The sequence below is a fragment of the Pseudomonas sp. 20-5 genome (genome assembly GCF_056782835.1).
This window is the reverse complement of record NZ_CM165584.1, coordinates 2,316,321-2,339,515: the sequence shown is the minus strand read 5'-3', so window position 1 is coordinate 2,339,515 and position 23,195 is coordinate 2,316,321. Positions and strand designations below refer to the sequence as shown.

Genomic DNA, 23,195 nt, shown 5'->3' with positions numbered 1-23,195 from the left:
GCAAATGTAACGAGGGATGAACATGAAACTGCTGATCGTCGAAGACGAACCGCGCATCGGCCAGTACCTGCGCCAGGGGCTCGCCGAGGCAGGCTTCGCCGTCGACCTGAGCGACGATGGCAACGAGGGCGAGCAACTGGCCCTGGGCGGCGACTACGACCTGCTGATCCTCGACGTCATGCTGCCCGGCCGTGACGGCTGGCAGATCCTGCGCAGCGTGCGCGACGCCGGGATGACCGTACCGGTGCTGTTCCTGACCGCCCGCGATGCCGTAGAGGACCGCGTGCGCGGCCTCGAACAAGGCGCCGACGATTACCTGGTGAAGCCGTTCGCCTTCGTCGAACTGCTCGCCCGGGTGCGCACCCTGCTGCGCCGGGGCAGCCAGCAGTTGCAGGAGACCACCCTGCAACTGGCCGACCTCGAACTCGATTTGCTGCGCCGCCGGGTGCAACGCCAGGGCAAGCGGATCGACCTCACCGCCAAGGAGTTCGCCCTGCTCGAACTGCTGCTGCGGCGCAGCGGCGAGGTGCTGCCCAAGTCGCTGATCGCCTCGCAGGTCTGGGACATGAACTTCGACAGCGATACCAACGTCATCGAGGTGGCCATCCGCCGCCTGCGCGCCAAGGTCGACGACGACTACCCGCAGCGCCTGATCCATACCGTGCGCGGCATGGGCTACGTTCTCGAAGAGCGCGACGAATGAGCGCCGGGTTCGGCTCGCGGATGTCCCTCGGCGTCCGCCTGAGCCTGCTGTTCGCCGCCTGCACGGCGGCGGTCTCGCTGATCGCCGGATTGATCTTCAGCAGGGCCATCGACGAGCATTTCGTCGAGCTCGACCATATGGCGATGTCCGCCAAGCTCGCGGTGTTTCGCGATGAGCTGCGCGGCCTCGGCTCGGAACAACAGATGCGCCGCCGCGAAGCGGAACTGCTGCGCGAACTGGCACGCCATCCCGACCTTGGCCTGCGCCTGAACGGCCCGGATGGCAACCTCTGGTTCGAGCGCCTGCCGCAGCCTGCGCATCCCGGCCTGCCCGCCAACCGCGAACTCGGCGCCCCGCTGGAGCCCGGCAACGACGCTTCGCCGCGACTCACAGTGATCCTCGACATCAGTCATCACCAGCACTTCCTGCAACGCATGCGCCAGTTGATCTGGCTGACCATGAGCCTGTCGGCGCTGGCCACGGCGCTGCTCGGCGCCTGGGCCACCGGCGCCAGCCTGGCGCCGCTGCGACGGATGCGCGAAGTCGCCGCGCGGGTTTCCGCCAACTCCCTCACCACCCGCCTCGACGCCAGCCGGATGCCAGAGGAGCTGCGCGGACTGGCCGGCGAGCTGAACGCCATGCTGGCGCGCCTGGAAGAAGCCTTCCAGCGCCTCTCGGCGTTCTCCGCCGACATCGCCCACGAGTTGCGCACCCCGCTCACCAGTCTGCTGACCCAGACCCAGGTGGTATTGTCCCGCCCACGCTCGCTGGAGGATTATCGCGAGGCCCTGCACGGCAACCTCGAGGAGCTGGAACGGCTCACCGCGATGGTCAACGACATGCTGTTGCTGGCCAAGGCCGACCACGGCCTGCTGGCGCCCAGCCGCCAGGCCCTGGACCTGGGCGCGGAAGTCGACTCGCTGCTGGAGTTCTACCAGCCGCTGGCGGAAGACCGCGACATCCGCCTGCTGCGCGAAGGCAGCCTGAGCCTGCCCGGCGACCGCGGCATGCTGCGGCGGGTGCTGGCCAACCTGCTGGACAACGCCCTGCGCTTCACCGCCGATGGCGGCGAGATACGTATCCGTCTCGGCGACCGACGCCTGAGCGTGGAGAACCAGGGTCCGGCGATTCCTCCCGAGCGCTTGCCGCGCCTGTTCGACCGGTTCTATCGTGCCGATCCGGCGCGCCGCGAAGGCCAGGGTGAACACGCCGGGCTCGGCCTGGCGATCTGCCGCTCCATCGTCCAGGCCCACGGCGGCGAGATCCGCTGCGAGTCTGCCGACGGCTGGACCCGTTTCGTCATCGATTTCGCTCGCCCGCGCCGATGAAACGCGAAGCCCCCATGACGGGGGCTTCTGTTTCATGCCTTCGAGCGCTTCATTGGCGCATGCCGCGCCCGCTCACCAGCAGCCTTACGCAGCCGAGATAGAGCACCGCGGTGGCCAGCAGCATGAAGCCGATGGCCACGCCGATGCGAATGTCGGAGACGCCGAGGATGCCGTAGCGGAAGGCGTTGACCATGTGCAGGATCGGGTTGGCCAGCGACACTGTCTGCCAGAACGGCGGCAGCAGGTTGATCGAGTAGAACACCCCGCCCAGGTAGGTCAGCGGCGTCAGCACGAAGGTCGGGATGATCGAGATGTCGTCGAAGTTGCGCGCGAACACCGCGTTGATGAAACCGCCCAGGGAGAAAATGGTCGCGGTAAGCACCACCACCAGCACCGTGATGCCCAGGTGGTGCACCTGCAGCTTGGTGAAGAACAGCGACAGCATGGTCACGATCACCCCCACCGCCAGGCCGCGCAGTACGCCGCCGATGGTGTAGCCGAGGAGGATGGTGTGCGGCGATACCGGCGACACCAGCAGCTCCTCCACCGAGCGCTGGAACTTGCTGCCGAAGAAGCTCGACACCACGTTGCCGTAGGCGTTGGTGATCACCGACATCATGATCAGGCCGGGCACGATGTATTCCATGTAGGTGAAGCCGCCCATGTCGCCGATCTGCCGGCCGATCAAATTGCCGAAGATCACGAAGTACAGGACCATGGTGATCGCCGGCGGCAGCAGGGTCTGCGGCCAGATCCGGGTGAAGCGGCGCACCTCGCGGTAGACGATAGTGTTCAGGGCGACCAGGTTGGCGCTCAGCTCGCTGCTCATCGGGCGATCCTCGTCAGGTTCTTCTCCACCAGCGACACGAACAGCTCCTCCAGGCGATTGGTCTTGTTGCGCAGGCTCAGTACCTCGATGCCTTGTGCGCCCAACTGGGCGAACAGATCGTTGATGCCCTGGCTTTTCTCCACCTGCACTTCGAGGGTGTGATCGTCCACCAGCCGCGTCGGGTAGCCGTCGAGAGTCGGCGGCAGGGCCTGGACGTTCTTCAGGTCGAGCAGGAAGGTTTCCGAATGCAGGGTCATCAGCAGGTCACGCATGCTGGTGTTCTGCACGATCTCGCCGTGGTCGATGATGGCGATGTTGCGGCAGAGCTGCTCCGCCTCTTCCAGGTAGTGGGTGGTGAGGATGATGCTGATGCCTTCCTGGTTGAGTTCGGTGAGGAAGCTCCACATCGAACGACGCAGCTCGATGTCGACCCCGGCGGTGGGCTCGTCGAGGATCAGCAGGCGCGGCTGGTGGACCAGTGCGCGGGCGATCATCAGGCGCCGCTTCATGCCGCCGGAGAGCATCCGCGAGGCTTCGTTGCGCTTGTCCCACAGGCCCAGTTGGGTCAGGTAGCGCTCGGCGCGCTCCTTGGCGATCTTCGCCGGGATGCCGTAGTAGCCGGCCTGGGTCACGACGATGTCGAAGACCTTCTCGAACTGGTTGAAGTTGAACTCCTGCGGCACCACGCCAAGGCAACGCTTGAGGCCGGCCGGGTCCTTGTCGAGGTCGTGGCCGAACACCGAGACCGAACCGCTGGTCTTGTTCACCAGGGTCGAGAGAATCCCGATGGTGGTGGACTTGCCCGCGCCGTTGGGGCCGAGCAAGGCGAAGAAATCACCTTCGGCGACGTCCAGGTCGATGCCCTTGAGGGCCTGGAAACCGTTGCCGTAGGTTTTCGTCAATTGACGGATGGACAGGGCGGAACTCATTAGGCTTCCCGTGTCGGAAGGTGAAGAGGAAGAGCTAGATAAGGCTACGGGTAACAAAATGCAACAGTAGCCGGCTCAGGTCAGTTCGGTCATTACCGCGGTGCGGAACGCCGGGCGCTCGCGCAAGCGCAGGTACCAGGCCTCGAGGTGGGGCAGCGGCGGGCGCTCGATGGGCATCTCGAACCAGGCGTAGATGAAACAGCCCAGGGGAATGTCACCCATGCCGAAGCGTTCGCCGGACAGCCAGGGTTGGCCGGCCAGGGTCTGGTCCGGCACCCGCAGCAACTCGCCGCAGGTCTGCAACGCCTTTGCGATCAGGGCCTCGTCGCGTTGCTCCGGCGGCGTACGCAGCGTTCCCCAGAACAGGTCGCGGAACGGCCCGGCGAGAGTCGAGGTGGTCCAGTCCATCCACTTGTCGGCGTCGGCGCGGCGCACCGGGTCCTGCGGATAGAGGTCGCCCGGCGCATAGCGGGCGGCCAGGTAGCGGACGATGGCGTTGGACTCCCAGAGGACGAAGCCGTCGTCCTCGATCACCGGCACCCGACCGTTCGGGTTCATCGCGCGGAACGCCGGCTCATCCACCAGGCCGAACGCCCCGCCGGCATCCACCGTCCGGTACTCCAGGCCAGCCTCCTCGGCGCACCACAACGCCTTGCGCACATTGCTCGAGTTCTTCCGGCCCCAGATGGTCAACATACTCTGCGTTCCCTCTTCGGTTGATGCGGCGGATGGGTCGCCGGAGCGCCCGGACGACATGCCGCACCCTACCGAGGATGGACCGAAGAAGGAAGACGCGCCGGCTGATGGTGACTATCGACGCCCTTCATCTTGCCCGGCCTCGGCCTGGAAATCGCCGTCCAGGGCCAGCGGGCGGCCGGAGAACAGGTGCGGATAGTGCTGCTGCAAGTGGGAGAAGAACAGTTCCTCCGGCAGGTCGGCGAACTGGCCGTGATCGGCCAGGTACTCCATGTAGCGCTCGCCCTGGCGGTTGAATGGATGGAAGACGCTGTCGGCGACGCCGTCGAACTCCAGCGGAGCGACGTCGAAGGCGCGGCACAAGGCACGGTTGAACGCCGGGGTGGCCTTCACCCAGCGGCCCTCGAGGTACAGTTCGGTATAGCCGTGCATGGCGAACACCTCGCTGCGCAGCGCCTCCAGCAGGCGCGGCGTGGCCAGGTGGTTGCGGACGTCGGCCAGGCCGATCCGCGCCGGAATCCGGCAATGCCGAGCGCAGGCGGCGAGCAGGATGGCCTTGGGCACGCAATAGGACTCGCCCTGCTGCAGCGCGTGGCTGGCCTTCAGGGTCTGCGGATCGCGGCTGAACACGTAGGGGTTGTAGCGCACCCCGTCGCGTACCGCGTAGTACAGCGCGACCGCCTGGTCACGCGGTTTCGCCGAATTCCCCCGGGATTTTTCCGCGAACTCCACCACCACCGGGTGGTCACTATCCACGAAGCGGCCGGATTGTAGGTAGGACTGCATGGCGGGCTCCCGGCGGGCAATTTGTCCCAGTCTAAACGGGAAGTTTTCGCCTATAACGTGACAAACCGGCCAAGCTGACCGGCCCTGCCGCCAAACGGCGGCAAACGGGCTAAGCTCGAGACGCCGCCTGGCGTCTTCATGGAGGATTCCGCATGTTGTTGCTCTGGTTAGTCGTACTGGTACTCGGTGTCGCTTACCTCGCCCATCGGCGTACCCCACCCGCTCCCGCGCTCGGCATCAGCGCCGCCTACCTGATCCTGATGGGCGTGTTCAGCCACGCGCCCGGCTGGCTGCTGCTGGTCTTCTGGCTGCTCTGGCTGGCGGTGGCGCTTCCCCTCGCCCTGCCTGACCTGCGCCGGCGCGTGCTCAGCGGTCCGCTGTTCGCCTGGTTCCAGAAAGTCCTGCCGCCGATGTCCGACACCGAGCGCGAGGCCATCGAGGCGGGCACCGTGTGGTGGGATGGCGAATTGTTCAGCGGCCGCCCGGACTGGCAGAAACTGCTCGACTACCCCAAGGCGCAACTCACCGAAGAAGAGCAGGCCTTCGTCGACGGCCCGACCGAAGAACTCTGCGCCATGGTCAGCGACTGGGACATCGGCCAGCGCATGGACCTGCCGGAAGAAGCCTGGGCCTTCATCAAGCAGCACGGCTTCTTCGGCCTGATCATTCCCAAGGAGTACGGCGGCAAGGGCTTCTCCGCCTTCGCCCACTCGCAGGTAGTGATGAAGCTCGCCACCCGTAGCGGCGACCTGGCCTCGACGGTGATGGTGCCGAACTCCCTCGGCCCGGCCGAGCTGCTGCTCCACTACGGCACCGACGAGCAGCGCCAGCGCTACCTGCCGAGCCTGGCCAAGGGCGACGACATCCCCTGCTTCGCCCTCACCGGCCCCTACGCGGGCTCCGATGCCGGCGGCATGACCGACGTCGGCATCGTCTGCAAGGGCGAATGGGAAGGTCGCGAGGTGCTCGGCCTGCGCCTGACCTGGGAAAAGCGCTACATCACCCTCGGCCCGGTGGCCACCCTCCTCGGCCTGGCCTTCAAGTGCCACGACCCGGACCATCTGCTGGGCGACGAGGAGGACCTGGGCATCACCCTGGCGCTGATCCCCACCGACACCCCCGGGGTCGAGATCGGCCGCCGCCACGTGCCGCTGGGCGCCGCCTTCATGAACGGTCCGAACTCCGGCAAGGACGTGTTCGTGCCGCTGGAGTACATCATCGGCGGGCAGGAAATGATCGGCAAAGGCTGGATGATGCTGATGAACTGCCTGTCGGTCGGACGCTCCATCTCGCTGCCGGCGGTGGGCACCAGCGCCGGCAAGGCCAGCAGCTACGTCAGCGGTCGCTACGCCCAGGTCCGCGAGCAGTTCAACGTGCCGATCGCCGCCTTCGAAGGCATCCAGGAGGCGCTCGCCCGCATCGGCGGCAACGCCTGGCTGATGGACAGCGCGCGAATCCTCACCGCCAACGCGGTGGACCTCGGCGAGAAGCCCTCGGTGCTTTCGGCGATCCTCAAGTACCACCTCACCGAGCGCGGCCGCGAGTGCATCGCCCATGCCATGGACATCCATGGCGGCAAGGGCATCATCATGGGCCCGAACAACTACCTGGGTCGTTCCTGGCAGGGCGCGCCGATTTTCATCACGGTGGAAGGCGCGAACATCCTCTCGCGCAACCTGATGATCTTCGGCCAGGGCGCGATCCGTTGCCATCCGTACGTGCTCAAGGAAATGGAACTGGCCCAGCGCGAGGACAAGGACCAGGCCGCCCGCGAGTTCGACGCGCTGCTGGTGAAGCACATCGGCTTCGCCGTCGGCAACGCCGCCAGCAGCTTCCTCCTCAGTCTCAGCTGCGGCCACCTCGGCAACGCGCCCGGCGACCGCATCAGCCGTCCCTACTTCCGCGCGCTGAACCGCCTGGCGGCGTCCTTCGCCCTGCTCGCCGACTTCAGCATGATGCTGCTGGGCGGCGAACTGAAGCGCAAGGAACGCCTCTCCGCGCGTCTCGGCGATGTCCTCAGCTATCTCTACCTGGGCTCGGCGGCGCTCAAGCGCTACCACGACCTGGGCAACCCGGACTACCTGCATCCGCTGCTGCGCTGGGCCATGGAGGAAAACCTCGGCAAGGCCGAGGCGGCGCTGGAGGACCTGCTGAACAACTTCCCCAGCCGCTTCTTCGGCTGCGCGCTGAAGGTCCTGGTACTGCCGTTCGGCCGCCGGCACAAAGGGCCGGGCGACGAACTGGACGCCGAGATCGCGGAAATCCTCGGCCGTCCGGACGACGACCCGGCGTTGCAGGCGATCCTCGCCGGCGCGTTCCTGCCGAAAGACCCGCAGGACCCGGTCGGTGCCCTCGCCCACGCCTTCGACGCGGTACGCGAAAGCGCCGCGCTGGAGAAAACCCTGCACAAGGCGATCAAGGAAGGCAGGGTCCAGCCGCAAGCGGGGCAGAACCCGATCGATGCCGGCGCCGCCGCCGGCGTGCTGAGCGCCGAGCAGGCGCAGGCCCTGCACCAGGCCGAAGCGGCACGGCGCAAGGTGATCGACGTCGACGACTTCGCCAAGGAGGAACTGCAACTGGCCGACGGCAGGATCCGCTGACACTCCGCGGCAAAGCGACAGTCGCAACCGACAAAGGCGCCTTCCGGCGCCTTTGTCGTCTTCACCCACCCAAACCCGGGCGATTGGCTAGAATCGACGGGCACATCCCTGACGTACGGGAGGCCATCATGCTCAAGCTACTTGCCACCGGCCTGGCAGCCTCGTTTCTCCTCCTGCCCCCGGCGCAGGCCGCACCGCCTGCGCCCTATGGCGTGCAACCGCACCAGCAGGCGGTGCAGCGCGCCGGCGAACAGCGCCAACGCCAGCTCCAGGAACAGCGCCAGCGCTTCGACGAACAACGCCTGCAATTGCAGCAGGATCAACTGCAACGCCAGCAGCAGAACCTGCAGCGGCAACGGCAGCAGCGACAGATGCAGGACAACCTGATCCGCCAGCAGCAACTGGACCAGCAGCGCTGGCGCCTGGAGCAGGACCAGCGGCGCCTCGACAGCGAACGCCGGCAACTGGAAAACCGCCGGCGCCAGAGCCAGTCCCCAGCGATCCGCTGAAACTGGCCGGCGCCGCGAAACCCTTTATACTGCCCAGCTTTTTTCCAGAGGACCCGTCATGGCCAACTCCTACCTCGAGCACCACCTCGCCCTGCTCCAGCACCTGCGCAACATCCTCGGCGCCCTGGGCGAGGCCGAGCAGGTGCCGGAAGAAAACCACGGGCTGTTCCTCGAGCGTTTCGACGAACTGATGGACGAACTGCCGCGCGACCCGGAAGGCGCCCAATACCTCGGCCAGGACCTGATTTCCCAGGTCTTCCACCGCTATCCGCAGATCGCCCACCTGGTACCTCGCGACCTGCTGTGGTTCTTCGGCGGCGATTGCCTGCACTTCATGCCGGACGAAGAGATCGACCTGTTCCAGCGCCTCGACGAGCGCCGCTACGAAGCCGAAGAGCGCGGCGAAACGTTCGACTGGAACCGCGAAAAGCAGTTGCTCGCGCTGCCCGAGGACAGCCCGCGGCACTGAGCCCGCCACGGCCACCGGCCGTCCCGCCCCGACCGCCATCCGTGCGCTCGGGGCCGCCTCCCGCCAGCCCAAACCTCGCTACCCTTTCCGAATAAAAAACGGACCGCCCGCCCGATTGCCGGAGCGCGCCGAGTCCGTACCTAGCAGTTCTGCCGGGTAGCCGGAGCTTCACACCCCTTCGCCGCACACGTCCCCACTGATTGCTCTGCAGCGAGCATGTCGTACCTCGCCGGAGCTGCCGATCAATCTGGCGAAGGCGCAGGCATGCACTCGAACGAGTCAACGGAAGACCGCTGTTCACGCCACTACACCCTGCTGCAACGGTGCCCGCTGCTGCACGGGCTGCCCGATCTGCTGCGGCACGTGGCGACCCATGCGTCGGAGCGCCGGTTGCGCGACAAGGACGTCCTGTTCCTCAAGCACGACCCTGAAGACTTCATCGGCCTGGTCCTCGGCGGACACCTCTATACCGTGCTCTACGGGCCGGACGGGCGGGAACTGATCGTCAATGACATCCGTCCTGGCGAAGTGATCGGGGAAACCGCGCTGATCCAGCCGAACCGCCGCGAGACCTCCGCCTACGCCTCCGGCGCGGCGTCGGTGCTGATCCTCCACCGACGTCACTTCGCCCCGTTGATCGCCGACACGGAATTCCTCAACCGCGCGCTGGCCCTCCTCTGTTCGCGCCTGCGCGAAGCCTCCGGTTTCGTCGAGAGGGTCTGCCTGCATCGCCTGGAGTCGCGCCTGGCGCGCCATCTCCTGGCCAGCCTGGCGAGCGAACAGCCCGAGGGAGCCTGCGCGACGCTACCGACCAACCAGAGCATCCTAGCAGCGATGCTCAACGCCAGCCGCCCGAAGCTCAACGCGCAACTGCAAATATGGAAACGCGAAGGGCTGATCAGCTGCCACAACGACCGGATCCTGATCAACGACCTCGGTCGCCTACGACGCAAGGCCGAACTGCCGGCCGCGCCCCTGTCACCCAGGTAACAGCCTCGCCCACCGCCCGCCTCACAGACTGCTCGCCGACACGAGCAACCAGGGAGGTAGCGGTTATGGATCGTCCGAATCAGCCAGGCGGCAACGAAACCGGTTCCGATCGCCTGTTCGAGGAAAGCTGGCGTGCCGCGCAGGCTGGCCTGCGCAAACGCGCGCAACGCCTTGCGCGCGGCAACAGCCATCGGGCCGAAGAATGGCTGTCGAGCACCGCGGTCAAGGCGATGCTGTTCCTGCGCCAGTCACCGGAGCGGGTACGCGACCCCCAGGGCTTCCTGTTCCTGGTCCTGGAACACGTCTACCTGGACAGCGCGCGCCACCAGATCCGCGAGGACCGCCTCATCGACCGCGGCATCGACCTGCACGATGGCCAGTTGGAGCGCTTCGCCGCCGTCGGCTCGCCGCTGGAACGCCTGGAGCAGCTGGAACGTCTCGACCAGGTGGACAAGGCCCTGGCCTCGCTGTCGCGCCAACAGCAGCAGCTCTTCGAGCTGCGCTTCATCGAAGAACTGCCCTATGCCGACATCGCCAGCCAACTCGGCATCGCCCCGCCGCTGGTGCGCAAGCGCGTGCAGTTGCTGCGCTCGCGGCTGAGCGCCGACTTTTTCGCCGGCGACGTTTCACAAGACAGACGCAGCCGCGTTCATTCCTGACAAGCGAGTCGAGGCCCGTGCGACCGGCCCCCCTGCCCGACGAGCACCTGCCCATTCAAGGAGAGTCCCATGGCTGACCCCACGGCTGTGAATGCCCAGATCACCGATGCCGTCACCCAGACCAACGTCAAGGTGGTCGCCGAAGCCCCGGCCCAGGCCATCGCCGCGCTCTACCAGATCGCCAGCCATTCCGCCGGCCTGTCCCTGCAGAACGCAGTCTACAGCCAGCAGGCCCTGAACCAGATCTCCACCGCGGTGGTTTCCAAGGCGGTGTCGATGATCATGGCGATAGAAGACAAGAAAGGTATCTGACCCGCCCCTTGATCCCAGGAGTGCCCAGACATGTTCGGCTTCGGCAAGAAATCCGCGCCCGCGCCCGCGCCATCCGGCGACAGCGAGCAAGCCGCCGCCCCTGGCGAGGCCGGCCGGCAGACGCCAGCCAGCGGCGGCAGGGCGTCCGCCAACGGCGACGTGAAGCTGCCGTCGCGCCCTTCGCCGCTGGCCGGCATGAGCGAGCGCCTGCTCAAGCAGACCGAGGCGCCGCCACCGGACACCAGCGCCCTGAACAGTCAAGTCGTGCAGGCGGTGCAGATGAGCAACAGCGAAACCGCCGGCTATGCGCCGTCGCAGATCGCCATCGCGCCGAACATGATGATCAGCCAGGCCTCCGGGCTGGTGGCGCAATCCGCCGCCAGCTACTTCGACGGAGTCAGCAAGATCGCCCTGGCCAGCCAGGCGATCCTGCTCCGGCAGATGACCCAGAACATCGCCGAAAACAAGCTGGCCCAGGCTGCCGAGGACGCGCTCGGCGCCCTTGCCACCGACCTGCTGATGGGCGCTGCCGCCGCGGTAGCCGCGGCGGCCGGGGCGATCGAGGCGGAATCGGCCAGCTTCGCCATCGACAAGATCGACCAGAGCATCGCCAAGTACAGCGAGACCCTCGCCAGTCGCGGCGGCAAGGACACCCAATCGTAGCCACCACCGACGGGGCCGGCGGCGCCCGGCCCTGGCACAGGAGAGCCGTCATGGCCTATTTCAAGCTGGAAGAACCGGTCAGGTTCCATCGCTATCCCTTCGACTTCCATAGTCACTTCGCCGGCATCCTGCCGGTGGTAAGCAACAGCCGCTGGACGCGCGACCGCCGGGTCTTCCGCGTCGGCGAGCGGCAGGTGAGCCTGGAGAAAGGCCAGGAGCTTTCCCTGATCGGGCTGCTGATGAGTGCCCGCGGCGTCGCCCCGGACGTCGACGGCAAGGCGCTGGAGGAGGCTCGCCAGGCCGCGCACTATGAGCTGTTCGAACTGGCTCTGCAGCGGATGGTCAGGCGCAATCCGTTCGCCGCGACCGACCGTCAGGGCTACCTGCGCGGCGAATGCGCGGCGGAGAACATCTATCTCGCCTGCCTCATCCTGGCACAACGTTTTGGCCGGACCTCGCCGCCAGCGACCATCGACCAGCCGGCGATCTACCTCGGCACCCTGGAACTGCTCGGTGCGAGCGCGGTTCGCGACAGCGAGACGGACCAGTTCGTCCGCTACTTCAACCGCAAGATCTGGAGCGGCAACAAGTACACGCCGTTCGACGACGCCTACTGGGCCCGCGGCGCCATCCGCGATCGCCATCCGGGCGAATTCGCCTGCCTGACGCTGGGGTTCCTCCTCCACGAAGGAATCAGCCATACCCAGACGGCGACGGGGGAAGACGAGGTGGCCGTCCTCGATTCCCTGTTCGAACAATTCAACGCCTCCGAGAAGACCGCCTACCGCCTGCTCGCCCACACCGCGCATGGCTATGCCAGCGAAGCCGCCTTCGATGCCGAGCTGCACAGGATCCTCCGTCATTTCGAAATACAGCAGGGGCAGCCACCGCAGGCCCGGCTGGTCGGCATCGACCTGCTCGGCATGGAGACCGCTACCGGCCTGTACCGACAGTTCTTCGACTTCCTCCTCGAACAGGCCGCGGTGTTTCGCCGCTACCTGGACGGCAAGCCGGAAACCCGCAAGGTGGTCCTGCACATCCATTGTGGAGAGGGGACCGGGGTGTCCGACGACAACCGGTCGCTGTGCGGTTACTTCCTGCGCAACGCCAACGCGCTGGACGATTTCTACGCAGCGCTCTCCGCCTATGCCTGGAAGTGCTATGGCAACACCATCCGCCAGGGCAAGGCGCGGCTACGCGAACGGGAGAACCTGCAGGACCGTGACAAGGCGCCCAGCGCCCTCGCCGGCCTTTTCGACGAACTGTTTTTCGGCAACAGCCTGACCTCCTCCGGCCTGCGGCTACGCCGCTTCGACATCACCAGCGGGACTACCCAGGCCCTGGTCGCCTACTACGCCCGCACCAACGTCGTGAACCTCTGCCAGGCGCTGGCCAGCCGCGACGCCGACGGCAACAGCTACTACCGCCGCCTGCTGGAGAGCGATCTGTTCAGCCTGCGCACCGGCCATGCCTACTACTACCGCAACTATCTGGCCAGCAAGTTCCCCGAGCTGTGCTTCGACACCAACCTGGGAAGCAATTTCATTACCGGCGCCTCCGGCCTCTTCGACTCGCTGCAGGAATACCGCCTGAACCGTGGCCTGCGCCATCTCGACGGATACGTCGGCACCGACCAGCTCAAGGAACTCAGCCTGGCCATCGCCTACCAGGGCGAACAGCGCCTGGACCCACAACAGATGCAGTACGTCCATGCCCTGGCGGAAAGCCAGAGCGGCTTCGACGAACTGGGCGAACACCTCCCGGGTACACCCGGCTGGGCGAAACCCGCGCTGGAACAGTTCTTCGTAAGTCAGTGCGCGCTCTACCGCTCCGAGGAGGATCGCTACTTCCAGTTCGAAGCCTACCGGCGCCTCTTCGCCCAGGTCCTCAACTGGCGCTCCTATCTGCTGGGCGCCGACGGCCAGGGTGTCGAGCACTCCAACGTACAGGACGAAGCGATCCGCATGGCGCTCCTGCTCAACTATGCCGCCGCGGACCGCCACGGCCGGGTACCGGTCGCTTCGCTGGAGAATGCCCAACGCCTGCTGGTGCAACTGGGCAGCGCCTACTGGGAGGAAACCATCGGCGCCGTCGACCTGGCCGGCGCGCCCCATCGGGACCGAGAGCTGCAGCGCTTCGAAGGGTTCGCCGCCCCCGCCTCGGTCGTGCGCATCTCCACCCGCAGCAGTTGAGGAGCGACCGATGAGCGCCTACGCACGCTACATCAGACGCCGCGCGCTCGCCGCCGCGGACCGCCCGGCGCAGCGTTCGCCGGACGCCAGCGAGGAGACACGGGACCAACCGCCCCCCAGCAGGCCGGCGAGCGGAAAGCGCCTGCTGGAAATATCGGACAGCGATGCGGCCAAGCTCTTGGCCGTGCTGAAACTGCTCGGATGAGCACCCACCCCAGGAGAAGCGTCATGAAAGAAGAACTCGAAACCCTCGTCACCCAGGTCAAGGCACTCCTCACCGAATGCCTGCAAGGCTGGCTCCAGGCCCTGTCCCAGGGAGACAGCGTGGACGACCCGGCCAGCCTTGGACAGTTGGCGGTGCAGTTGAGCACCGCCTACAGCACCCTGCAGGCCGCTGCCGCCGCCTACCCCGGCGATACCGGCGGCAGCGCGCAGGCCCCCTCGGCGGACGGCACGCAGCAGTACTGAAGCCTCGCCACGACACCCCGCGCACCGCGCGTCTATCGCAGAGGAGTCCGCGCATGTCGATCTCGGAAGAATTGGGGAGGAATCTGGTCCAGCTGGCGCAACTCTGGCTGAAACGCCCCCTCACCAGCGAAGAACACGAGCAGTTGAGACAGTTCCAGCTCGGCCTCGGCAACGACGCCAGCAGCGATCCGGCCGTGCACGCGCGACAGCAGGCCGAACAGGTGATCGAGAACGGCCGGCAGCGTTCCGAAGGCTCCATCCGCCAGATCCTGCAGAACGTCCAGCAGGCCTCGACCCAGGCCCTCCGCGCCCAGGACAGCGGCGAGCAGGCGATTCTTGAGGCGGTCAATGCCGCCGGCAGCCTGGCCGAACTGCGTCCCGGCCACCTGCAGAGCGGCCAGGCAAGCGCCAACCAGTTGGTGATGTCGCAGATTGCCGACCGCCTGGCCAACCTAGTGAAGAGCGAGGTACGCCTGTGCTTCGAGCAGAACTTCGGCTCGCTCAAGCAGCAACTGGAGAACGCTATCGCCATCTTCAACCAGAGCAACCACAACACGTCCGCACCGCCGCCGGACAAGCCCGACCCGCCCGCCGCATGAGACCGCACCGACAAGCGCCCCGCCTCGCGGGGCGCTTGCATTTTCGCCGCCCGCCAGGCCTGGCGCCGACGGATTCACAACTCCCTGGCTGGAGCGTTCATCAAGACAGCACGACATGAGCCGTGCCGTTCACTCACAGGGAGTCACATCATGAGTTTTCCGACCGCAGTCAACGACCAGATCACCGATGCCGTCACCCAGTCCAACGTCAAGGTCGTCGGTGAGGCGCCAGCCATGGCGCTGGGCACCATCTACCAGACCATGGCCCACTCCACCGGGATTCTCTTCGAGAACGCGGTGAGCGCCCAGCAACAGCAGAACGCCCTGGCCCTGGCCGCCTCCAACATGGGCGTGATGCAGATCTACAGCCTCGACACCGCCGCCGATGCCGGAGCCACCGAGAAAGTCGGCCAGTTGGGCGTGGCCGACAACCTCACCAGCCTGCTGACCGTACTGAAATCCTTCACCTGAGCCTGACCCGCCGGGTCCAAGCAATCGCCGTACATCCTTCGCAATGATTCAGGAGAATCACCATGAGCTTCCCAACCGCAGTAAACAACCAGATCACCGATGCCGTCACCCAGTCCAACGTCAAGGTGATCGGTGAAGCCCCGGCCATGGCGCTGGGCTCGATCTTCCAGACCATGGCCCACTCCACCGGCATCCTGTTCGAGAATTCGGTAGCTGCCCAGCAACAGCAGAACGCCCTGGCCCTGGCCGCTTCCAACATGGGCGTGATGCAGATCTACAGTCTGGATACCAGCGCCGCCGGCGGCGCCACCGAGAAGATCGGCCAGCTGGGCGTGGCCGACAACCTCACCAGCCTGCTGACGGTGCTCAAAGCGCTGCCCTGATCGCCGCCGTCGCTCCACCAGAGAAGGCCACTCCACGAGTGGCCTTTTTCGTCTCGACGATCGAGCGAGCAGATGCGGCGGGACAGCGGCCTGCCGAGGGGAACATGGGGGGAATCGGGAAAAGCACCAGGGCGGTGCGGATCGCAGAAACGAAAAAAGGGCCCGAAGGCCCTTTTCTCTTCGACCCAGGCCGAAACCTGGATCATGTTTGGAGCGGGAAACGAGACTCGAACTCGCGACCCCGACCTTGGCAAGGTCGTGCTCTACCAACTGAGCTATTCCCGCGTTACAACTTGTTGCCCGTTCGGCCGAAACCGAACCTTTGACGCCTAACTTTCACCAACCCCGCCGAAGCCAGGTTGTAGAATTTGGAGCGGGAAACGAGACTCGAACTCGCGACCCCGACCTTGGCAAGGTCGTGCTCTACCAACTGAGCTATTCCCGCAATGGCGTCCCCTAGGGGACTCGAACCCCTGTTACCGCCGTGAAAGGGCGGTGTCCTAGGCCACTAGACGAAGGGGACGCGGCCCGGAACTTACAACAGATCTTTCCGGCTTCCAGTGTTTCGCGTTTGGCTTCACGCTGGAAGTGGCGCGCATTTTATGGAGCGTCCGGGGAGGCGTCAACCCTTCTGAGAAAATTTTTTTAAATCAAAGACTTCTGTGCAAATAATGAGCTGCTGCTATCAGTGGTAGCACCAAGACATTAGACTGAGAAAATTCTTACAGCGGAGTCCCAAGGTGTCGCCACTCCTCATTACCGCCCTCATCATCGGCGGGATCGCCCTCCTCATCGCCATTGGCTATATCAACCACGTGGTGGAAAACAGCAAGCTGGAGAAAGCGCGCCTGAAGGCCGAACTCAACGACCGGGTCCGGCGCTGCGCGCAGATTTCCGAGAGCCTTCCCGGCCAGTTCGTCAGCCCGTCGCTGAAGCTGTTGATGAGCCAGATCGAGCTCAGCCTCAGCGAGCAGCAACTGGCGCTGGAGAAGAAAGCCGATGCCGGGCTCAAGGCTCGTATAGAAGAGTTGCGCGCGCTGGTCGCCAAGGGCGAGTCGATCCCGGTGCGCAATCCGCCCCAGGCGATCCTGACCGAGGACAAGGCCAAGGAAGTCCGCTTCCTCTTCGAAGCCCTGCATGCCCAGCTCACCCGTTTCACCCAGGACGGCCACCTGCCGCGCAGCGAGGCGCAGATCTGGGTCAAGGAGATTCGCCACCTCCTGGTGCGCCTGCATATCGAGTTCTTCGGCAATCTCGGCCAGCAGGCCCTGCAGCAGAACGAACCGCGCCAGGCGCGCCTGGCCTTCGAACGCGGCGCCCAGTACCTGCGCAAGCAGCCCGAGCTGGCGCGCTACCAGGCGGAGCTGCAGCAGATGGAAGCGCAGCTGGCCCGCGCCAACGCGATGGTGCTGAACAACAGCCAGCCGGCGAGCGAGGAGCCCAGCGAACTCAACGAGGGATTGAAGGCCCTCGATGCAGACGACCTGTGGAAGAAGAAGAACGTCTACGACTGATTCCGGCCTGCCTACGGCAGCCGTGCTATAACCCAGGCTCATATCGACCGAGGAAATCGTTATGAGCCTGACACTCTACGGAGCCCCGCTGTCTCCGTTCGTCCGCAAGGTCCGCCTGCTCCTGGCCGAAAAGGGCCTCGACTACCAGTTGGAAGCGATCGCCCCGTTCGGCCAGCCGGCCTGGTATCGCGAGATCAGTCCGCTGGGCCGCATCCCGGCGTTGCGCGACGGCGACCTGGCCCTCGCCGACTCCAGCGTGATCTGCCAGTACCTGGAAGAACGCTATCCCGAACCGCCGAATCTCCAGGGCGACGCCCCCGCCAGCCGCGCAGCGGTGCGCTGGCTGGAAAAATACGCCGACTACGAGATCGCTCCCCTGGCCACGCTGACGATCTTCCGCAACCGGATACTCAAGCCGGCGATGGGCCAGGCCTGCGAGGAGAACGACGTGCGTCGCGCGCTGGAGGAAAAGCTGCCAGCGCACTTCGATTACCTGGAAAACCATCTCGACGGCCGGGCCTTCTTCGTCGGCGAGCGACTGACCCTCGCCGACCTGGCGATCGCCAGCCAGTTGGTCAACCTGCGTCACGCCGGCGAAAACCTGGACGAGCAACGCTGGCCGGCCCTCGCCGCGCATTTCGCGCGGATGCTCGAACGCCCGGCGATGCAAGCGCTGCTGCCGGGGGAACGACGGACCCTCGACAAGCTCGCAGCGAAAGCCTGAACGCGTCGCTCAGCAGTCCGTCAGGCGCAGGAATATCTCCACCAGGCCTTCGATCCCGGCCTGGTCCTCGGCGCTGAAGCGTCCCACGCTCGGGCTGTCCAGATCGAGCACAGCGACCAGGCGGCCGTCCTTGAGCAGGGGCACCACCAGTTCGCTGCTGGAAGCGCTGTCGCAGGCGATGTGGCCGGGAAACGCGTGGACGTCGTCGACCCGCTGGGTCAGCCGGGTACGCGCCGCGGCGCCGCAGACGCCCTTGGAGAAGGGGATGCGGACGCAGGCGACCTTGCCCTGGAACGGTCCCAGGACCAGCTCCTCGTTGCGGTTCAGATAGAAGCCGGCCCAGTTCAGGTCGCCCAGCTCATGGAAGAGAAAGGCGGAGAACTGCGCGGCGTTGGCAATGAAATCGCGCTCGTCGGCGAACAGCGCCTCGGCCTGCGCCGCCAGCAGGGCGTAGCCGGCCAGCCCGGCGCCAGATTGCTGCAGATCGATCATGCCTGGCGCTCCAGCAGTTGCTTGCCCACCCAGTAGCGGGAGAACTGATAGGCGCAACGGCCGTTGCGGTTGCCGCGGCCAAGCGCCCAGCGGATCGCTTCCTTCTCCAGTTCCTCGCTCCAGCTCCAGGCCAGCCCGGCCTTCTCCGCGAGCACGTCCACCCAGTGGCGAACCACGCTGAGGAAATGCTCCTGGGTGAAGGGATAGAACGACAGCCACAGGCCGAAACGGTCGGACAAGGCGATCTTGTCCTCCACCGCTTCGTTGGGATGCAGCTCGCCGTCCACCATCTTCCAGTTCTCGTTGTCGCTCTGCTTCTCCGAAACCAGGTGCCGGCGGTTGGAGGTGGCGTAGAGCAGCACATTCTCCGGCGCCTGTTCCAGCGAGCCGTCGAGCACGCTCTTGAGTACCCGGTAGTCGCCTTCCCCGGCATCGAACGAGAGGTCGTCGCAGAACAGCACGAAGCGCTGTGGCAGGCCTTGCAGTTGCTCCACCACGCGCGGCAGGTCGGCCAGGTGGTCGCGCTCGATCTCGATCAGGCGCAGCCCGGCGCCGGCCAGCTCGGCCAGCAGCGCACGAACCAGGGAGGACTTGCCGGTCCCGCGGGCCCCCCAGAGCAAGGCGTGGTTGGCCGGCTGGCCGGCGACGAACTGGCGGGTGTTGCGTTCCAGTTGCTCGCGCTGCCGCTCTACGCCCAGCAGGTCGGCCAGGCGCAGGTCGAGGCTGACCTCCAGCGGCTGCAGGTAGCCGCTACGGCCGTCGCGGTGCCAGCGCGCCGCCAGGCTGCGCTCCCAGTCGACGGCTTCGCGTACGGCCGGCAGCAGCGGCTCCAGGCGCGCGAGCACGCTTTCGGCGCGGGCAAGAAAATCGCTCAATCGGGAATCCACTCTGTTCTCCTCGGATCGGACTGACGTCACGGATCGATCATCGGTTGCGCCCAGGAACCCCGACAGACGGTCGGGATGGGCTATGCTAGGCGGCAGAACCTCGCCAAGGCTGATCCCCGCCCCCATGGATATAGCGCTGACCCATCGCCTGTCGTTCAAACAGGCCAGCCTCACCGTGCTGGTGGCCTTTATCCTGGGAACCCTGCTCAGCCTGATTCAGGTTGGCGTCGATTATGCCAGCCAGGACGCATCCATCAATCGCGAAGTGCGCGCGCTGCTGGACGTCAGCCACAACCCCGCCGCGCGAATCGCCTACAACATCGATGCGGAGCTGGCCCAGGAGCTGGTCCTCGGCCTGCTCCGTTCGCCCGCCGTGGTCCGCGCGGAAATCATCGACACCTCCGGCCTGCCGCTGGCCAGCGCCTCGCGCGAATCCGCCGAAAGCCGCCTGCGGCCGCTCAGCGACTTCCTCTTCGGCCACAAGCGGGTCTACGAGGACCCGTTGCATGTCGACCATGCGCCGGGCGAGGCCCTCGGCGTACTGCACCTGGAAATCGACACCTTCGTGTTCGGCAACGACTTCCTCCGTCGCGCCGGCATCACCCTGCTCTCCGGCTTCGTGCGCAGCCTGCTGCTGTCGCTGATCCTGCTGGTGCTCTTCTATACCCTGCTGACCAAGCCCCTGGTCAGCCTGATCCAGGCCCTCAGCGGACACGATCCACGCTCGCCGGCACGCATGCGCCTGCCCTGCCCCAAGGGCCACGAACGCGACGAGATCGGCGTGCTGGTGGAAGTCATCAACCGCCAGCTCGGGCGCATCTCGGTAGAGATCGAACAGCGCCGGGAGGCGGAGAACCGCCTGACCCAGTACCTGGAGGAGCTGGAAAGCATCGTCGCCGCCCGTACCGCCGAGCTGAAGGCCGCCAACGCGCGCCTGACGCTATCCAACCAGGAACTCGAAGAAGCCCGCCAGACCGCTCTCGATATGGCCCAGGCCCGCGCCAGCTTCCTGGCCAACATGAGCCACGAGATCCGCACGCCGCTGAACGGCCTGCTCGGCATGCTCTCGCTGAGCCTCGACGGCCCGCTCACCCCGGAACAGCGCCAGCAACTGTCGATCGCCCACGACTCCGGCAAGGTGCTGGTGGAATTGCTCAACGACGTGCTCGACCTCTCCAAGTTCGAGGCCGGGCAACTGGTCCTGGAACAGATCCCGTTCGACCTGGGCGTCCTGGTGGAAGACACCGCCAGCCTCCTCTCGCAGAACGCCGCGGCCGGCGTGGAGTTGACCTGCCTGGTCGACCCCGCCCTGCCCGCCCAGGTTTCCGGCGACCCGACGCGGATTCGCCAGGTCGTCAGCAACCTGCTGTCCAACGCGCTGAAGTTCACCCGCCTGGGGCGGGTCGACGTTCGCGTGGAAGCCACCGCCGAGGGTGTGCGCATCAGTGTGCGCGACACTGGCATCGGTATCGCCCAGGAGGCGCTGGATCGCATCTTCCAACCGTTCACCCAGGCCGACGCGGGTATCACCCGCCAATACGGCGGCACTGGCCTCGGCCTGGCCCTCACGCGCAAGCTGTGCGAGGCCATGCAGGGCGAGCTGACGGTGGAGTCCACGGTCGGCCTGGGCAGCCTGTTCAGCGTCGGCCTGCCGCTGGCGCCGGTCAGCCCTCCGCTGCAGGCGCTGCCGCTGCGCGGCCGGGTGATCGCGCAATGCTCGGCCAACAGCGGGCTGGCGCAGCTGCTGCAAACCTGGCTGCCGCGCTGGGGCCTGGAGTACAAGCGTCTGGAGACCGACGACAGCCTGCTCGGCCACTCGCTCGACGTACTGATATCGGATTGCCCGGACTGTCTGATGGGACTGCGTCCGAGCATCGGTACACCGATCCTGCTGGTCACCGCCTACGGCAGTTTCCTCGAACCGGAGCTGGCCCGCCGCCTGTCGCCGCTGCGCCAACTGGCCAGGCCGCTGAGTCGCAACCAGTTGTACCAGGCCCTGAAACACGTGCTCGAACACACTGCCATAGCCCCGTCGAGCGCCTCGGACACCACGGGAGAACAGCGCAACACCCGGGTCCTGCTGGTGGAGGACAACCCGGTCAACCAGTTGGTCGCCAAGGGCCTGCTGCACAAGCTCGGCTGCCAGGTATGGATCGCCGAACACGGGCTGAATGCCCTGAAGATGCTGGAGGAGCATCCCATCGACCTGGTCCTGATGGACTGCAACATGCCGGTGATGGACGGCTACGAAGCGACCCGGCAGATCCGCGACAGCGGACGCTGGGGCGGCCTGCCGATCATCGCACTGACCGCCAACGCCCTGCCGGACGAGCGCGAACGTTGTCGTGCCGCCGGCATGGACGACTACCTGGCCAAGCCTTTCCACCGCGATGAACTGAAAGCCATCCTCGACCGTTGGTGCCCGCTCACCGCGAGCGACTAGCCGGCCTCGCGACGACGGCTAGCCTCCTACCACCAGACGGAAGCGCGACAGCAATCCGCCCAGGCGCTGGTGCAGGTCGAACATCTCGTTGAGGTCGAAACCGGTGCTGCAGATCAGCTGCTGGCGCAGCGGAATGACCCGTTCGCGCAAGGTGATCCCCGGCACCGTCAGCGTCAGGTGCACTTCCCGCTCATCGTGACTGGCGCGACGGCGATCCACCAGGCCGAGCTGTTCGAGACGCTTGAGCAAGGGCGTCAGGGTTCCGGAGTCGAGCAGCAGGCGGTCGCCCAGGGCCTTCACCGTCGGCTGCTCCGGCGGGCTCGCATGCCACTCCCAGAGCACCAGCATGACCAGGTACTGCGGGTAGGTCAGGCCGATCTGTTCGAGCAGCGGCCGATAGCCGCGGATCACCGCGCGCGAGGCGGCGTACAGCTTGAAACACAGCTGGTTGTCGAGCAGCAGCGATTCTTCGACGCCATCCGGCCTGGCGACTTTTCCCCGGGTGCTCATTCAAGCAGCGCCTCGATCGCCGAGCTCAGCTCCTCCGGCTTGGTGGTCGGCGCATAGCGCTTCACCACCTGGCCATCGCGGCCGATCAGGAACTTGGTGAAGTTCCACTTGATGCCCTGGCTGCCGAGCAGGCCCGGCGCGCGCTTCTTCAGGCTGACGAACAACGGGTGGGCGCCGGCGCCGTTGACCTCGATCTTCCTGAACAGCGGGAAGCTCACCCCGTAGTTCAGTTCGCAGAACTGCGAAATCTCGCCCTCGTCACCCGGTTCCTGCTTGCCGAACTGGTTGCAGGGGAACCCGAGCACCACCAGTCCGCGCTCACGGTATTTTTCCCACAAGGCCTCCAGCCCCTGGTACTGCGGGGTGAAGCCGCACTTGCTGGCGGTGTTCACCACCAGCAGCGCCTTGCCGCCGAAATCGGCCAGGGTCTTCTGTTCGCCCTTGATGGTGGTGCAGGGAATGCTCAGCAGCGAATCGCTCATGGCTTGTCTTCCTTGTTGAGGGTGGGTCTCGAAACAAAGTAGCTCGCAATTCAATTGCACACAAATTGATTGAATGAAAAACGACCCGAACCAAAGACGGGTCGTCGCTCTCTAGCTCTCCCGCGGCACCAGCTTCAGCGAGGCCGAGTTGATGCAGTAACGCAACCCGGTGGGCCGGGGGCCATCCGGGAAGACGTGCCCCAGGTGGGCATCGCAGCGACCGCAGCGGACTTCGATGCGATGCATGCCGTGGCTGAAGTCGTCCAGTTCGCGGACCGCCTCGGCGTCCACCGGCTGGAAATAGCTCGGCCAACCGCTGCCGGAGTCGTACTTGGCGTCGGAGTCGAACAACGCCGTGCCGCAGCAGGTGCAATGATAGATCCCGGGGGTCTTGGTGGCGTGGTATTCGCCACTGAAGGCGCGTTCGGTACCGCCCAGGCGACAGATGTGGAACTGCTCTTCGGTCAACTCCTCGCGCCAGGAGTCCAGGGGTTTGTCGATCTTGCTCATCGGCTCTACCTCGCGATCTGAAAAATGCCCGGCGCTCCCTTTTCCGG

27 protein-coding genes and 3 tRNA genes are annotated in these 23,195 nt (G+C 65.8%); 18 read left to right on the top strand and 12 right to left on the bottom strand.

From position 1 onward, the window contains the following. Window positions 1–22 precede the first annotated feature (22 nt). Entirely contained in the window at window positions 23–703 is a 681-nt protein-coding gene (locus AC1RB9_RS11030) for a heavy metal response regulator transcription factor (RefSeq protein ID WP_003098784.1), read from the top strand. Further along, window positions 700–2,031, top strand: coding sequence for a sensor histidine kinase (locus AC1RB9_RS11025; protein ID WP_003090883.1), 1,332 nt, complete (start codon window positions 700–702; stop codon window positions 2,029–2,031). The genes AC1RB9_RS11030 and AC1RB9_RS11025 overlap by 4 nt, the downstream gene beginning before the upstream one ends. A gap of 49 nt (window positions 2,032–2,080) precedes the next feature. On the opposite strand, the gene AC1RB9_RS11020 is transcribed toward AC1RB9_RS11025, so the two are convergent. From AC1RB9_RS11020 to AC1RB9_RS11005, 4 genes are all read right to left on the bottom strand, one after another. Continuing rightward, window positions 2,081–2,860: an ABC transporter permease gene (locus AC1RB9_RS11020; protein ID WP_003090884.1), complete on the bottom strand. Its 780-nt coding sequence runs from the start codon at window positions 2,858–2,860 to the stop codon at window positions 2,081–2,083. Further along, a complete protein-coding gene (locus tag AC1RB9_RS11015) occupies window positions 2,857–3,789 on the bottom strand; it encodes an ABC transporter ATP-binding protein (protein WP_003090885.1) in 933 nt (310 codons plus the stop codon). Before AC1RB9_RS11015 ends, AC1RB9_RS11020 begins: the two co-directional genes overlap by 4 nt. A 75-nt stretch (window positions 3,790–3,864) precedes the next feature. After that, window positions 3,865–4,485 (bottom strand): glutathione S-transferase family protein, encoded by a 621-nt coding sequence (locus AC1RB9_RS11010; protein WP_003108953.1) that lies wholly within the window; start codon window positions 4,483–4,485, stop codon window positions 3,865–3,867. Between the two features lie 114 nt (window positions 4,486–4,599). Continuing rightward, the gene (locus tag AC1RB9_RS11005) at window positions 4,600–5,271 is read right to left on the bottom strand and encodes a transglutaminase-like domain-containing protein (RefSeq protein WP_003098789.1); all 672 of its coding nucleotides are present in this window, start codon (window positions 5,269–5,271) and stop codon (window positions 4,600–4,602) included. 152 nt (window positions 5,272–5,423) lie between these two features. Here AC1RB9_RS11005 and AC1RB9_RS11000 point away from each other — a divergent pair, with 152 nt between their 5' ends. From AC1RB9_RS11000 to AC1RB9_RS10940, 13 genes are all read left to right on the top strand, one after another. Next, window positions 5,424–7,871 (top strand): acyl-CoA dehydrogenase, encoded by a 2,448-nt coding sequence (locus AC1RB9_RS11000; protein WP_003108955.1) that lies wholly within the window; start codon window positions 5,424–5,426, stop codon window positions 7,869–7,871. A gap of 128 nt (window positions 7,872–7,999) precedes the next feature. After that, entirely contained in the window at window positions 8,000–8,380 is a 381-nt protein-coding gene (locus AC1RB9_RS10995; RefSeq protein ID WP_003119883.1) for a PA2816 family glutamine-rich protein, read from the top strand. Between the two features lie 58 nt (window positions 8,381–8,438). Further along, on the top strand, window positions 8,439–8,849 hold the full coding sequence (locus tag AC1RB9_RS10990) for a PA2817 family protein (protein WP_003090890.1): 411 nt from the start codon (window positions 8,439–8,441) through the stop codon (window positions 8,847–8,849). A 264-nt stretch (window positions 8,850–9,113) separates the two neighbouring features. Then, complete coding sequence (locus tag AC1RB9_RS10985) at window positions 9,114–9,839, top strand: Crp/Fnr family transcriptional regulator (protein ID WP_003090891.1); 726 nt, start codon at window positions 9,114–9,116, stop codon at window positions 9,837–9,839. Window positions 9,840–9,904: 65 nt separating this feature from the next. After that, window positions 9,905–10,498 (top strand): RNA polymerase sigma factor, encoded by a 594-nt coding sequence (locus AC1RB9_RS10980; protein ID WP_003116572.1) that lies wholly within the window; start codon window positions 9,905–9,907, stop codon window positions 10,496–10,498. A 69-nt stretch (window positions 10,499–10,567) separates the two neighbouring features. After that, entirely contained in the window at window positions 10,568–10,810 is a 243-nt protein-coding gene (locus AC1RB9_RS10975) for a RebB family R body protein (protein ID WP_003090893.1), read from the top strand. A 30-nt stretch (window positions 10,811–10,840) separates the two neighbouring features. After that, window positions 10,841–11,473, top strand: coding sequence for a hypothetical protein (locus tag AC1RB9_RS10970; protein WP_003108962.1), 633 nt, complete (start codon window positions 10,841–10,843; stop codon window positions 11,471–11,473). A 50-nt stretch (window positions 11,474–11,523) separates the two neighbouring features. Continuing rightward, on the top strand, window positions 11,524–13,665 hold the full coding sequence (locus AC1RB9_RS10965) for a hypothetical protein (protein ID WP_003452361.1): 2,142 nt from the start codon (window positions 11,524–11,526) through the stop codon (window positions 13,663–13,665). A gap of 10 nt (window positions 13,666–13,675) precedes the next feature. After that, window positions 13,676–13,870: a hypothetical protein gene (locus AC1RB9_RS10960; RefSeq protein ID WP_003116569.1), complete on the top strand. Its 195-nt coding sequence runs from the start codon at window positions 13,676–13,678 to the stop codon at window positions 13,868–13,870. Between the two features lie 23 nt (window positions 13,871–13,893). After that, on the top strand, window positions 13,894–14,133 hold the full coding sequence (locus AC1RB9_RS10955; protein ID WP_003116567.1) for a hypothetical protein: 240 nt from the start codon (window positions 13,894–13,896) through the stop codon (window positions 14,131–14,133). 53 nt (window positions 14,134–14,186) lie between these two features. Next, a complete protein-coding gene (locus tag AC1RB9_RS10950; RefSeq protein WP_003452364.1) occupies window positions 14,187–14,732 on the top strand; it encodes a hypothetical protein in 546 nt (181 codons plus the stop codon). Between the two features lie 150 nt (window positions 14,733–14,882). Continuing rightward, window positions 14,883–15,203 carry a RebB family R body protein gene (locus AC1RB9_RS10945; protein ID WP_003108980.1) on the top strand — a complete coding sequence of 107 codons (321 nt, stop codon included), beginning with the start codon at window positions 14,883–14,885 and terminating at the stop codon, window positions 15,201–15,203. Window positions 15,204–15,265: 62 nt separating this feature from the next. Further along, window positions 15,266–15,586: a RebB family R body protein gene (locus AC1RB9_RS10940; protein ID WP_003108983.1), complete on the top strand. Its 321-nt coding sequence runs from the start codon at window positions 15,266–15,268 to the stop codon at window positions 15,584–15,586. Between the two features lie 209 nt (window positions 15,587–15,795). On the opposite strand, the gene AC1RB9_RS10935 is transcribed toward AC1RB9_RS10940, so the two are convergent. The 3 genes from AC1RB9_RS10935 to AC1RB9_RS10925 all read right to left on the bottom strand — a co-directional run bounded on the left by AC1RB9_RS10935 (window position 15,796) and on the right by AC1RB9_RS10925 (window position 16,109). Beyond that, a tRNA-Gly gene (locus tag AC1RB9_RS10935) sits at window positions 15,796–15,871 on the bottom strand. 84 nt (window positions 15,872–15,955) lie between these two features. Beyond that, a tRNA-Gly gene (locus AC1RB9_RS10930) sits at window positions 15,956–16,031 on the bottom strand. A 2-nt stretch (window positions 16,032–16,033) separates the two neighbouring features. Then, window positions 16,034–16,109: transfer RNA gene (locus AC1RB9_RS10925), tRNA-Glu, on the bottom strand. 217 nt (window positions 16,110–16,326) lie between these two features. On the opposite strand from AC1RB9_RS10925, the gene AC1RB9_RS10920 reads away from it, so the two are divergent. Further along, window positions 16,327–17,100 (top strand): hypothetical protein, encoded by a 774-nt coding sequence (locus tag AC1RB9_RS10920; RefSeq protein WP_003090903.1) that lies wholly within the window; start codon window positions 16,327–16,329, stop codon window positions 17,098–17,100. Window positions 17,101–17,161: 61 nt separating this feature from the next. Continuing rightward, window positions 17,162–17,824 (top strand): glutathione S-transferase family protein, encoded by a 663-nt coding sequence (locus AC1RB9_RS10915; protein ID WP_003114770.1) that lies wholly within the window; start codon window positions 17,162–17,164, stop codon window positions 17,822–17,824. Between the two features lie 9 nt (window positions 17,825–17,833). Here the strand turns inward: AC1RB9_RS10915 and AC1RB9_RS10910 are convergent, their stop codons facing one another. After that, entirely contained in the window at window positions 17,834–18,316 is a 483-nt protein-coding gene (locus tag AC1RB9_RS10910; protein WP_003090905.1) for a GAF domain-containing protein, read from the bottom strand. Beyond that, entirely contained in the window at window positions 18,313–19,203 is an 891-nt protein-coding gene (locus AC1RB9_RS10905) for an ATP-binding protein (protein WP_003143737.1), read from the bottom strand. The genes AC1RB9_RS10910 and AC1RB9_RS10905 overlap by 4 nt, the downstream gene beginning before the upstream one ends. A gap of 82 nt (window positions 19,204–19,285) precedes the next feature. Between AC1RB9_RS10905 and sagS the strand changes: the two genes are divergently transcribed. Next, window positions 19,286–21,646 (top strand): two-component system sensor histidine kinase/response regulator SagS, encoded by a 2,361-nt coding sequence (gene sagS, locus AC1RB9_RS10900; RefSeq protein WP_003158678.1) that lies wholly within the window; start codon window positions 19,286–19,288, stop codon window positions 21,644–21,646. 18 nt (window positions 21,647–21,664) lie between these two features. Here the strand turns inward: sagS and ospR are convergent, their stop codons facing one another. The 3 genes from ospR to msrB all read right to left on the bottom strand — a co-directional run bounded on the left by ospR (window position 21,665) and on the right by msrB (window position 23,148). After that, window positions 21,665–22,156 (bottom strand): hydroperoxide stress response transcriptional regulator OspR, encoded by a 492-nt coding sequence (ospR, locus tag AC1RB9_RS10895; protein WP_003114767.1) that lies wholly within the window; start codon window positions 22,154–22,156, stop codon window positions 21,665–21,667. Continuing rightward, a complete protein-coding gene (locus AC1RB9_RS10890) occupies window positions 22,153–22,638 on the bottom strand; it encodes a glutathione peroxidase (RefSeq protein ID WP_003090910.1) in 486 nt (161 codons plus the stop codon). Before AC1RB9_RS10890 ends, ospR begins: the two co-directional genes overlap by 4 nt. Before the next feature lie 111 nt (window positions 22,639–22,749). After that, window positions 22,750–23,148: a peptide-methionine (R)-S-oxide reductase MsrB gene (gene msrB, locus AC1RB9_RS10885; protein ID WP_003090911.1), complete on the bottom strand. Its 399-nt coding sequence runs from the start codon at window positions 23,146–23,148 to the stop codon at window positions 22,750–22,752. Window positions 23,149–23,195: the final 47 nt, after the last annotated feature.

Coding starts and splice junctions, on each gene's coding strand:
- AC1RB9_RS10960 (WP_003116569.1), top strand. CDS start 13,676: ATGAGCGCCTACGCACGCTACATCAGACGCCGCGCGCTCGCCGCCGCG.
- AC1RB9_RS10990 (WP_003090890.1), top strand. CDS start 8,439: ATGGCCAACTCCTACCTCGAGCACCACCTCGCCCTGCTCCAGCACCTG.
- AC1RB9_RS10950 (WP_003452364.1), top strand. CDS start 14,187: ATGTCGATCTCGGAAGAATTGGGGAGGAATCTGGTCCAGCTGGCGCAA.
- AC1RB9_RS10980 (WP_003116572.1), top strand. CDS start 9,905: ATGGATCGTCCGAATCAGCCAGGCGGCAACGAAACCGGTTCCGATCGC.
- AC1RB9_RS10970 (WP_003108962.1), top strand. CDS start 10,841: ATGTTCGGCTTCGGCAAGAAATCCGCGCCCGCGCCCGCGCCATCCGGC.
- AC1RB9_RS10995 (WP_003119883.1), top strand. CDS start 8,000: ATGCTCAAGCTACTTGCCACCGGCCTGGCAGCCTCGTTTCTCCTCCTG.
- AC1RB9_RS10985 (WP_003090891.1), top strand. CDS start 9,114: ATGCACTCGAACGAGTCAACGGAAGACCGCTGTTCACGCCACTACACC.
- AC1RB9_RS10945 (WP_003108980.1), top strand. CDS start 14,883: ATGAGTTTTCCGACCGCAGTCAACGACCAGATCACCGATGCCGTCACC.
- AC1RB9_RS10940 (WP_003108983.1), top strand. CDS start 15,266: ATGAGCTTCCCAACCGCAGTAAACAACCAGATCACCGATGCCGTCACC.
- AC1RB9_RS10890 (WP_003090910.1), bottom strand. CDS start 22,638: ATGAGCGATTCGCTGCTGAGCATTCCCTGCACCACCATCAAGGGCGAA.
- msrB (WP_003090911.1), bottom strand. CDS start 23,148: ATGAGCAAGATCGACAAACCCCTGGACTCCTGGCGCGAGGAGTTGACC.
- AC1RB9_RS10975 (WP_003090893.1), top strand. CDS start 10,568: ATGGCTGACCCCACGGCTGTGAATGCCCAGATCACCGATGCCGTCACC.
- AC1RB9_RS11005 (WP_003098789.1), bottom strand. CDS start 5,271: ATGCAGTCCTACCTACAATCCGGCCGCTTCGTGGATAGTGACCACCCG.
- AC1RB9_RS10910 (WP_003090905.1), bottom strand. CDS start 18,316: ATGATCGATCTGCAGCAATCTGGCGCCGGGCTGGCCGGCTACGCCCTG.
- AC1RB9_RS11010 (WP_003108953.1), bottom strand. CDS start 4,485: ATGTTGACCATCTGGGGCCGGAAGAACTCGAGCAATGTGCGCAAGGCG.
- AC1RB9_RS10915 (WP_003114770.1), top strand. CDS start 17,162: ATGAGCCTGACACTCTACGGAGCCCCGCTGTCTCCGTTCGTCCGCAAG.
- AC1RB9_RS11020 (WP_003090884.1), bottom strand. CDS start 2,860: ATGAGCAGCGAGCTGAGCGCCAACCTGGTCGCCCTGAACACTATCGTC.
- AC1RB9_RS11015 (WP_003090885.1), bottom strand. CDS start 3,789: ATGAGTTCCGCCCTGTCCATCCGTCAATTGACGAAAACCTACGGCAAC.
- AC1RB9_RS10965 (WP_003452361.1), top strand. CDS start 11,524: ATGGCCTATTTCAAGCTGGAAGAACCGGTCAGGTTCCATCGCTATCCC.
- AC1RB9_RS11030 (WP_003098784.1), top strand. CDS start 23: ATGAAACTGCTGATCGTCGAAGACGAACCGCGCATCGGCCAGTACCTG.
- AC1RB9_RS11025 (WP_003090883.1), top strand. CDS start 700: ATGAGCGCCGGGTTCGGCTCGCGGATGTCCCTCGGCGTCCGCCTGAGC.
- AC1RB9_RS11000 (WP_003108955.1), top strand. CDS start 5,424: ATGTTGTTGCTCTGGTTAGTCGTACTGGTACTCGGTGTCGCTTACCTC.
- sagS (WP_003158678.1), top strand. CDS start 19,286: ATGCTAGGCGGCAGAACCTCGCCAAGGCTGATCCCCGCCCCCATGGAT.
- ospR (WP_003114767.1), bottom strand. CDS start 22,156: ATGAGCACCCGGGGAAAAGTCGCCAGGCCGGATGGCGTCGAAGAATCG.
- AC1RB9_RS10955 (WP_003116567.1), top strand. CDS start 13,894: ATGAAAGAAGAACTCGAAACCCTCGTCACCCAGGTCAAGGCACTCCTC.